This is a genomic window from Halomonas sp. BC2 (assembly GCF_002078115.1).
GTDB classification, from domain to species: domain Bacteria; phylum Pseudomonadota; class Gammaproteobacteria; order Pseudomonadales; family Halomonadaceae; genus Vreelandella; species Vreelandella stevensii.
Window position 1 is genome coordinate 107291 of record NZ_LFGT01000018.1, and the last position, 2132, is coordinate 109422.

The 2132-nt window shown below is 49.1% G+C and carries 2 protein-coding genes and 1 pseudogene; all 3 read left to right on the forward strand.

All coding sequences use genetic code 11. The annotated features are described in order from the left end of the window. Nucleotides 1-408: 408 nt before the first annotated feature. Nucleotides 409-675: a hypothetical protein gene (locus B7L71_RS12270; RefSeq protein WP_016913346.1), complete on the forward strand. Its 267-nt coding sequence runs from the start codon at nucleotides 409-411 to the stop codon at nucleotides 673-675. Then, entirely contained in the window at nucleotides 663-1358 is a 696-nt protein-coding gene (locus B7L71_RS12275) for a zeta toxin family protein (protein ID WP_081138303.1), read from the forward strand. Before B7L71_RS12270 ends, B7L71_RS12275 begins: the two co-directional genes overlap by 13 nt. Before the next feature lie 296 nt (nucleotides 1359-1654). Beyond that, nucleotides 1655-2132 (forward strand): annotated as a pseudogene (locus B7L71_RS12280) (hypothetical protein); the annotation flags it as partial.

Below are 2132 nucleotides of genomic sequence, written 5' to 3' on the forward strand. Positions count from 1 at the left end.
ACCAACCCCGTAGCGCGGCGTAACGAAAGAGCGAGAGCAACGAGCGAAAGAGGCACCCGCGAAGGGCGGCCCTAGCCGCCCCGATTGAGCCACGATGATCGAGCAAACCCCAGTGGCATATTCGGCACCCCTAACGGGGTGCTTCGCGGGTGCGCTCCGCTTACACCGCGCTACGAATACGTAGCACCTTTAGAAGCGCGGCAGGATTCCCGTAGCGCGGCGTAACGAAAGAGCGAGAGAAACGAGCGAAAGAGGCACCCGCAGCGGCGGCCCGGCGCGAAGGCGGCGCCAGCCGCCCTGATTGAGCCACGATATTTAATGAATCATTGCAATAGCCTGCTCTATTCGAAACTACTCGGTCTATAATGAATCTATGGTTTCACAAGCTGTACTGAGAAGGGAGAAATCATGAGTCAGAAATCAAACCACGAGAAGCTAGCGATGGTGCGCAAAGGTAAGAGAAAAGATCCAATGCAAGACACGCGCTCACTCATGCAGTTTGCGAGCGAATCCTCTCGCGCGGCCATCCAAAGAAATTTGGCAGCAGGTGTTTCTGTGGTCTATGAACGTGATGGCTATCTGGTTGAAGAGTCGCCCGATCATCAGGTCAAGCAGCTTAAAAAGTTAAAACAAGCCCAGCCATTCAATCTTAGGGAGTATTTGTGCCAAGGTTAAGGCTTATTGCTGGCCCAAATGGCTCGGGTAAAACAACCCTGACTCAATTTTTGCTTAGTAAGAAAATACCATTAGGGCAATATTTAAATCCTGATGATATTGCGAAGTATATTGAGCTAAATGATGTTATTGAAAAAACCTCAACCGCAATGTCTGAGGGCAAGGCGTTCGTAAAGTCTTTTGCTAAAGAGTTTGAAACGTATTTTGCTGCGATCTCTGCGCAAGCGATTGCCACAGGCCTGAGAGAGGATTGGTTGGAGTCTGGGCTATCTCTCACCTATGAATCTGTTATGAGTCATAGTAGTCACATAAGATTTGTTGAAAAAGCACTAGATTTTGGGTTTGAGCCCTACCTCTATTATGTTTGCACATCAAGTCCTGAGATTAATCAGGCTCGTGTTGCACAAAGAGTTTCGAGTGGTGGGCATGATGTCCCTGCCGAAAAGATAATAAGTCGCTATCAAGCAAGCTTGTCACTTTTGCATGAAATGGTTGTGAAATGTAGAAGAACTTATTTTTTTGATAATTCTAGTGAAATGCATCTGCATTTTGCAGAAGCCACACCTGATGGTTTTCTAGATATCTATGAAAGCGAATTTAAAAAATTTGATTCACAGTGGTTTGTTGATTCAGTGCTTAGAAAATGGGACAGATCTAAAGTGAGATCTGCACGCCCCTCATAACGCACGTAGCAATAAATAGCCGCCAACACCCGTATTAGCGGCCCTAGCCTCCCCGATTGAGCCACGGTGATCGAGCAAACCCCAGTGGCATATTCGGCACCCCTCACGGGGTGCTTCGCGGGTGCGCTCCGCTTACACCGCGCTACGGATGCATCGCCAACGATACTCATGGGCGAGCACCCCGTAGCGCGGCGTAACGAAAGAGCGAGAGCAACGAGCGAAAGAGGCACCCGCAGCGGCGGCCCGGCGCGAAGGCGGCGCCAGCCGCCCCGATTAAGCCACAGCAAGGAAAAGCCATGGCGAACCGTACAAGCCACGATCAAAATTTCAAGAACCTGATTTTGGACTATCCTCGCGAAGCCCTCGCTTTCTTTGCATCAGAAGAGGCTGGAGATTTACTGCCTAGCGTCAAAGTCACTCCTATTCGCCAGGAGCAATTAAAAGAGCGCCTGGGTGACAGATTTCATGAGCTAGACGTACCGTTGCTGGTAGAGTGGCCAAATGGGCAACGCGAAGCGCTACTGTTCACGCTAGAAGAAGAAACGGATCCCGGCCGTTTCTCGATCCACAGGCTGGCGCACTACACACTGCACCTGAGTGAGCTATTCGATACAGAACGAGTGGTACCGGTGGTGATTTTTTTGAATTCTAATAAAAAAGTGGTAGAAAGCCTGCATATTCGAAGTGAACGCCATAGCTACCTACAGTTTCACTATTTACATACACATTTAAATAAATTGCCGGCCAATCAGTATTTTAGTAGCCAAAATATCG

Bases quoted from the DNA above. Each gene is read 5' to 3' on its own strand.
- B7L71_RS12270 (WP_016913346.1), top strand. From the start codon at position 409: ATGAGTCAGAAATCAAACCACGAGAAGCTAGCGATGGTGCGCAAAGGT.